General features: G+C 62.3%; 7 protein-coding genes and 1 pseudogene. 5 read left to right on the top strand and 3 right to left on the bottom strand.

Translation table 11 applies throughout. From position 1 onward, the window contains the following. A pseudogene (locus B7Y43_RS05605) lies at nt 1-112 on the top strand (alpha/beta hydrolase); the annotation flags it as partial. Between the two features lie 168 nt (nt 113-280). Next, complete coding sequence (locus B7Y43_RS05600; protein WP_374130630.1) at nt 281-751, top strand: hypothetical protein; 471 nt, start codon at nt 281-283, stop codon at nt 749-751. A gap of 666 nt (nt 752-1417) precedes the next feature. Here B7Y43_RS05600 and B7Y43_RS05595 read toward each other — a convergent pair. Then, on the bottom strand, nt 1418-1597 hold the full coding sequence (locus tag B7Y43_RS05595; protein ID WP_374130629.1) for a hypothetical protein: 180 nt from the start codon (nt 1595-1597) through the stop codon (nt 1418-1420). After that, nucleotides 1594-2556 carry a threonine/serine dehydratase gene (locus tag B7Y43_RS05590; protein WP_374130628.1) on the bottom strand — a complete coding sequence of 321 codons (963 nt, stop codon included), beginning with the start codon at nt 2554-2556 and terminating at the stop codon, nt 1594-1596. The genes B7Y43_RS05595 and B7Y43_RS05590 overlap by 4 nt, the downstream gene beginning before the upstream one ends. Nucleotides 2557-2694: 138 nt before the next feature. Between B7Y43_RS05590 and B7Y43_RS05585 the strand changes: the two genes are divergently transcribed. The 3 genes from B7Y43_RS05585 (at nt 2695) to B7Y43_RS05575 (ending at nt 5638) form a co-directional block, all read left to right on the top strand. Continuing rightward, nucleotides 2695-3915, top strand: coding sequence for an alanine racemase (locus tag B7Y43_RS05585; RefSeq protein WP_374130627.1), 1221 nt, complete (start codon nt 2695-2697; stop codon nt 3913-3915). Between the two features lie 148 nt (nt 3916-4063). Further along, nucleotides 4064-5128, top strand: coding sequence for a deoxyhypusine synthase family protein (locus B7Y43_RS05580; protein ID WP_374130626.1), 1065 nt, complete (start codon nt 4064-4066; stop codon nt 5126-5128). 69 nt (nt 5129-5197) lie between these two features. Next, on the top strand, nt 5198-5638 hold the full coding sequence (locus B7Y43_RS05575) for an MAPEG family protein (RefSeq protein WP_374130625.1): 441 nt from the start codon (nt 5198-5200) through the stop codon (nt 5636-5638). Here B7Y43_RS05575 and B7Y43_RS05570 read toward each other — a convergent pair. Further along, nucleotides 5635-7527: an XrtA/PEP-CTERM system amidotransferase gene (locus B7Y43_RS05570; RefSeq protein WP_374130624.1), complete on the bottom strand. Its 1893-nt coding sequence runs from the start codon at nt 7525-7527 to the stop codon at nt 5635-5637. The genes B7Y43_RS05575 and B7Y43_RS05570 overlap by 4 nt on opposite strands. Between the last annotated feature and the right edge of the window lie 5 nt (nt 7528-7532).

The following is a 7532-nucleotide window of genomic DNA, read 5'->3' as shown; positions in this document are numbered from 1 at the left end:
CGACGTGCTGCCGCGCGCGAACCATTTCTTCGAGCATGAAATGCCCGAGCTGATGGAGAGCGTGGACAATTATCTGGACATGCGGCTGGACCCGAATTCACCGATTAAGTGAGGCGCGCGAGGATTTAGCGAAGCTAAATCCCGCTTAAAGGCGCTGAACTCGGCCGGCGGGGCTCCAGCCCCGACCGACGACATGGGCTTTGCCCATGGCGGGGATGATGATTTGACTTGGTGGTAAGCGGACATTGCGCATCGCCTACGTTTCGCGCACGCTCTCCTGATGAGATGGTCGCTTGCGGTCCTTGCCGTTACTTTAAGTGTTGCTGGATGTGGAACGGGCAAGCGCCCTTTCCGCATAATACAGTTTTGCCTGGCCGATACCGGCGAATTCGAAACCATGAATTCTGTGCTTCGGGAAGTCGCCGCAGCCAACAAGCTCCCATTCTTCGACAACAGTACGGCTACCGAAGCTGAACTTCACTCGGCCGCCGATCTTCAAGATAAGCTGAAAGTTGCACATCCAACCGTAAACGTCGGGACGGTTGGGCCTACCGCGATGGGGTTCAGCGTCGGAAACTTCGCCGACGCTCCATCCCAGATGGTCGTCGGTTTTTCGAAGGCGAACGACCCCGTTGCAGCGCGTAAACTATCGGACGACGTGGTGAAGGCGCTTTCGAATAAATGGCGCATTCGTGAGGTCCCCAATGTAGAAACGAGCGGCGCATACCCACTAAAAGACTGCGACGGCTGACAGTTTGATGACCGCAACTGGGCAATTCCTGCCCCCTCCCGTCCCCGTCACCCCGGGCTTGTCCCGGGGTCCCGCTTTTCCAACCTCGGGCATCGCGAGAAGTAAGGCAGCGGGACCCCGGGTCAAGCCCGGGGTGACGGGCGTGTTGGTGGGCGGGTGCAGCGCGACATCGCCACCCCTCACCCCACCCCACCCAAATCACCACATTCCCCAACAACACCCCCGAAATCACCAGCGGCACGCCCTTCCTCCGGTCGCACCCCTTCGCCACCATCCACTCGCTCCTAAGCCTGTCCTACAGCTAAGCGTTCTGCTACGCTTCCCGCTGTTCTTTCACACCGTCGATCGCAACTGGGCAGTCCTGCCCGCTTTGCCATAGCGTCGCCCAATGCGCACTGTCTGGCGAGCCCATGGCCAGTGGGAACATTAGGGAACATTCACATCCCGGCCGGGGCTGAACCGTCGCCCGCTGCCAACAACGTCGCCGGATGATTTGGGCAGCTGGGTATGGTGTGGTCGCCGCCCTAACCCGTTCTCGTCACCCCGGGCTTGACCCGGGGTCCCGCTTCTTCAACTTCACGCAACGCTAGGAAAAGGCAGCGGGACCCCGGATCAAGTCCGGGGTGACGGGTTTGCTTGGGGTGGGTGTGAGCGCGATCCTCCTCCTCACCCCACCCAAATGACCACATTGCCCAACAGAACCGCCGCCATCACCAGCAGCAGCACCCCCTTCTTCCGGTCGCCCCCCTTAACCACCATCCAACCCCCGCCGATCAGGCACGCAAACACCCCCAGCATCGCAATCGCCGGCGCCGCCTGCGCGATCCGCACCAGCCCCTCGTTCATCCCCCCAGCACCCGTGCATAAGCCGCCGGATCGACATTCCCGCCCGACAAGATCACCAGCATCCCCTCCCCCATCTCCACCTTGCCCGCGAGCAACGCCGCCAGCGCCACCGCGCCGCCCGGCTCCACCACCAGCCGCAGCTTCTCCGCCGCCCAGCGCTGCGCCACCGCCACCTCTTCCTCGCTCACCGCCACCCCCGTCACCCCGCGCCTGGACAACACATCGAAGGTCAGCGGTGACACCAGCTTGGTCTGCAGCGAATCGCACGCGGTCGGCGGCGGGTTGTCCCCCACCGGCTCGATCCACCCGGCCTCGAGCGATCGCCGCATATCGTCCCAGCCATCGGGCTCGACCACGGTCACCGCAGCGTCGGGCAGCGCGAGCGCAATCCCTGCCGCCAGCCCACCGCCGCCGCACGGCACGATCACGCGAGTCGGTGCGCCCATCCCCTGCTTCTCCATCTGCTTGGCGGCTTCCAGGCCCGCGCTGCCCTGGCCTTCGATCACCCAGGGATCATCGAAGCTCGGCACCAGTACGGCGCCGCGCGCGCCCGCCAGCCCGGCCGCGATCTTCTCGCGACTCTCGCTCGCCCGGTCATAGCTGACGATCTCCGCGCCCAGTGCCAGCGTCGCTTCGCGCTTCACGGCGGGCGCATCGCTCGGCATCACGATCAGCGCGGGCATGCCGAGCCGTTTCGCGGCCCAGGCGATTCCCTGCGCATGATTGCCCGACGAAAACGCAACCACGCCTTTGCTCCGCGATTCGGCATCAATCGCGGTCAGCCGGTGCCAGGCACCGCGCAATTTGAACGCGCCAACCGGTTGCAAATTTTCCGCCTTGAAAGCGACGCTAAACCCCTTGATTTCGCCTATGAATAAGGGGCTCGGCGGCAGGATGGCGGCGAGCTTTGCCGCCGCGTCGCGCACCCCCGCGCGGGTCGGTTGTCGCAAAATTGTCATGAAACTTTCCTCGACCTTCAAATAACTATTTACATCCAGATCAACCGACCCTATTCGGCCCTTCCGCTGCCCCATGGGACTTCCAACCGCAAGGCAGCTTTTTTCGTTTTGTCTCACGACATTTGGAGGTCCCTTGAGTTGCACAAGCATCATAGCACGCGGGAGCTAGCTAGCCCCCAGGTCGGTTCCGCCATTGGAATCGCACTTTCGACGCGTCCGGTTCAGCCGGTCACGCTCGTTCGTCCCCATGCCGCGGCACGGGCAGCCCGATTCTTCGCAGAGAAGTTTCCGGGTCGCTCGATGTATGCGGTAAAGGCCAATCCCTCAGCCGATCTGCTACAGACCCTGTGGGACAACGGCATCACGCATTACGACGTCGCCTCGATTGCCGAGGTGCGGCTCGTTGCGCGTACGCTGCCTGAAGCCACGCTCTGCTTCATGCACCCGGTCAAGGCCGAGGAAGCGATTGCAGAAGCCTATTTCACGCACGGCGTGCGTGTCTTCTCCCTCGACAGCCTGGAAGAACTGTCAAAGGTGATGCGCGCGACCAATGACGCGACTGACCTGACGCTCTGCGTCCGGCTGCGCGTCTCGTCGGAGCATAGCAAGCTCAGCCTCGCGTCGAAATTCGGCGCGGCACCGGGTGAGACCAAGGAACTCCTGTTCGCGGCGCGCCAGGCAGCGGATGCGCTTGGCATCTGCTTCCATGTCGGCTCGCAAGCCATGACGCCCGAGGCCTATGCCCAGGCGATGGAGCGCGTGCGTGCGGCGATCGTCGATGCCGGCGTCACGGTCGACGTCGTCGATGTCGGCGGCGGGTTTCCTTCGTCCTATCCGGGCATGGAACCGCCCCCGCTCGAGCGTTACTTCGCGACGATCCACCGCGCGTTCGAAAGCCTGCCGATCTCCTATTCGGCTGAGCTTTGGGCCGAGCCCGGCCGTGCGCTCTGTGCCGAATATAGCTCGATCATCGTCCGCGTCGAAAAGCGTCGCGGCGATGAACTCTACATCAATGACGGTGCTTATGGCGCGTTATTCGATGCAGCGCATATCGGCTGGCGCTTCCCGGTCACGTTGCTGCGTGAGCCCGATTCGAACGCCCGCGACATGGCGTTCAGCTTCTATGGGCCAACCTGTGACGATATGGACCATATGGCGGGTCCCTTCATGCTCCCCGCCGATGTGCAGGCAGGCGATTATATCGAGATCGGCATGCTCGGTGCCTATGGATCGGCGATGCGCACCGCGTTCAACGGCTTTGGCTCGGACGAAACGGTGATCGTCGATGATGAGCCAATGGTGTCGCTCTATCTCGATGACGAGGCAGAAGCGGTTCCGTCGAACGTCGTCACACTGTAACACGCGCGTAGCATTGCACATCCCTCTCCCCTCCCGCTTGCGGGAGGGGTTGGGGGTGGGCTTGCGCCGTTCACGCGTCCATGTCCGCACCCAGACCATTCCCACCCCTAACCCCTCCCGCAAGCGGGAGGGGGATATGGAGCATCTTATGACCGACACGCTCACCCCCACCCGCACCAATGATCAGCGGAAAGCCGAGCTGCTCTCCACGCAAGTCGAGCATATCGACATCACCAGCTTCGATGCGCGCCCGATCGTGGAAGCGATGGGCAAGATGAGCTTCACCAGCCGCGATCTCTCTCGCGCCACCGGCATCTACAACCAGATGCTGGCCGATCCCGATTGCACGATCTGCCTGGTGATCGCTGGCTCGACGTCGGCCGGCGGCTGCATGGACCTCTATGCAGAACTCATCCGCAACAACATGGTCGATTGCGTCGTCGCCACCGGCGCGACCATCGTCGACATGGATTTCTTCGAAGGCCTCGGCCACAAGCATTATCAGGCATTGGAAGTGCCCGATGACAACACGCTGCGCTCGCTGCTGATCGACCGAATCTATGATACCTATATCGACGAGGAAGAGCTCCAGCACGTCGATCATACGATCTTCGAGATCGCCGAGACGCTCGAGCCGCGCCCCTATTCCAGCCGCGCCTTCATCCGCGAGATGGGCAAGTATCTCGTCGAGTATGGCAAGAAGGACAACAGCCTCGTCAAGCTGGCGTACGAGCATGACGTGCCGATCTTCTGCCCGGCATTCGTCGACAGCTCGGCAGGCTTCGGCCTCGTCAAGCATCAGGTCGATTCGGTGAAGGCCGGCAAGCCCTATATGGTGCTCGACGCCATCGCCGATTTCCGCGAGCTGACCGACATCAAGATCAAGGCCGGCACCACCGGCCTGCTGATGATCGGCGGCGGCGTGCCGAAGAACTTCATCCAGGACACGGTCGTTTGCGCCGAAATTCTGGGCCATGACGATGTCGAGGTGCACAAATACGCCGTGCAGATCACCGTCGCCGATGTGCGCGACGGCGCCTGCTCGTCATCGACGCTGCAGGAAGCGGCGAGCTGGGGCAAGGTCAACACCGGTATCGAACAAATGGTGTTCGCCGAAGCCGGCTCGGTCATGCCGCTGCTGGCATCGGACGCCTATCACCGCGGTCTATGGAAGGACCGCGCCAAGCGCCGCTGGGGCGCGATCTTCGACTGATCGGTTGCATTTCGAAACATAGTGAGTCACCGCTCCCCTCGGAAACCAATTCCGGGGGGAGTTTTCGTTATGAACAGTCCAATTCTCGCGACCGTCGTTGCGTTGGCAGCGTGGAGCCTTGTCATGTGGCTCTGGATGTATGCCACCCGCCTGCCTGCCATGCGCAAGGCCAAGATCGATACCTTCAACCTGGTCGGCGGCGCAGGATCAGACCTGAAGGCGATCATCCCGCCCAAGCAGCAATGGCCGGCCGACAATTACAACCATCTGCACGAACAGCCGACGATCTTCTATGCCATCGCCATCACACACGCGCTGATCGGCACCGGAGACGGCGTGAACCTCACCATCGCCTGGGCCTATGTCGCGCTCCGCGTCCTCCACAGCCTGGTGCAGGTGCTCGTTAACCGCGTCATCGTGCGCTTCACGCTGTTCTCGCTGTCATCGCTCTGCCTGATCGCGCTGACGCTGCATGCGGCGATGGCGATGCTGGGTGCACATCACCTTTAACTGAATAACCGCGCCATCGATCGTTCGAGCATCACCAGCTGCCACAATGTCCGGCCGTGTTCCGCACGCCCGGCGCGGTGGTCGCTGGCGAGGCGGTCGATTGTCGGCATGTCGAACCAACCCGTCGCGCCAAGCACGCGCGACGTCGCCAGCGCAGCAGCTTCGTCCGCGAGTGGCCCGCGAAACCAGCTGCTGATCGGCGTCACAAAACCCATTTTCTGGCGATAAAGAATGTCACGCGGCAAATAGCGCTCCATCGCCTTTTTCATGATCCATTTGCCCTCCCCCGACTTGATCCGCATCGAAACGGGCAAGGTCGCGGCGAATTCGATCAATTTGTAATCGAGCAACGGCTCGCGCGCCTCCAGGCTAACGGCCATGCTGGTGCGGTCGACCTTGGTCAGGATATCGCCCGGCAACCAATGCTTGAAATCGGCATATTGCGCCCGGTCCAGCGCCTCGCGCGCTGGGGCCGTGCGCATCGTCTCGACATAACGCGCCTCAGCGACATGCCCGCCCAGCGCCCGTCGCGCCGCATCGCTGAACAATTGTGCCCGCAAGGCCGGGGTTGTGACCCCCACTGATCGTGCATAAGCGGTCGCCCCGTCATCAGCGAGTCCGAGCAACGTCGTTTTGGCCCGGAACATCCGTGGCGCCCAATCCGCTTTGGGATAGAGCGCACCGAGTTTCCCAAACACTGCGGCACGATATTGTGCTGGAATAAGCGCCCTGACCTGTTCCTCAGCGGCCTGGAATTTATAGCGACGATAGCCGGCGAGCACCTCATCCGCGCCGTCCCCCGACAATGCGACCGTCACCGTTTCACGCGCCAATTCGCACACCCGATAGGTAGCCAGCGCCGAGGCATCAGCAAAGGGCTCGTCAAACGCCGCGACCAGCGTATCGATCAGGGCGAAATCATCAGCAGCGACGATTCTCTCCCGGTGGTCGGTCGCAAACAGGGTGGCGATCTGATTGGCATAACCGCGTTCGTCATGATCAGCCGCCTCAAAACCAATTGTACAGGTCTTCACGGCGCGTTTCGACGCCGCCGCCATCAGCGCAACCACCGCCGAGCTATCGACCCCGCCGGAAAGAAACGCCCCCAGCGGCACATCGGCAAGCATCCGCGATTCGACGCCCGCCCGCATCAGCGCGGTCAGCTCCTCGCTCAACGACGCGACGGAACCGGTCGCACGGCGGCTGAAATCAATGTCCCACCATTGCACCGGCGCCGGCACCGGTTTGCCGCGTTCAATCAACAAGCTATGGCCGGCCGCCAGTTTCTGCACGCCAGCCACCAGGCATGTATCATCGGGCACATAGCCGAATGCCAGATAATCCTCGACGGCGCGGATATCGGGCGTGCGCCGCACGAGCGGGTGCGCGAGCAAGCCTTTAAGTTCCGAGGCAAATGCCAATCCGCCGTCTGAAAGCAGCACATAATGGAGCGGCTTGACCCCCAGACGGTCGCGCGCCAGAAACAGGCTCTGCGTCCGTGCATCGTGCAGGGCAAAGGCGAACATGCCGTTCAACCGATCGAGCATGGCCGGGCCCCATGCCGCCCAGCCATGCAGCAGCACTTCGGTATCGCTGTTGGTGCGGAAGCGGGCTCCTTTTGCTTCCAATTCGGCGCGCACTACCTGGAAATTATAGATTTCGCCGTTGTAGGTAACCGTCAACGCCCCATCGGCACTCGCCATTGGCTGCGCGCCGCCGCCCAGATCGATGATCGACAGCCGCCGGTGGCCCAGCCCAACGCCCGGCGCAGTCCACACGCCCGATCCATCCGGGCCGCGATGGGCTTGGGCATTGGCCATCGCGGTAATCCGCGCGGGATCAACGGGCTTGGGCGTGGCAGGATAGAAAATACCGGCAATGCCACACATGCTAT

It is taken from the genome of Sphingomonas sp. 28-62-20 (assembly GCF_002281505.1).
Note: the sequence above shows the minus strand (reverse complement) of the source record. Positions and strands in the feature narration are given on the sequence as shown.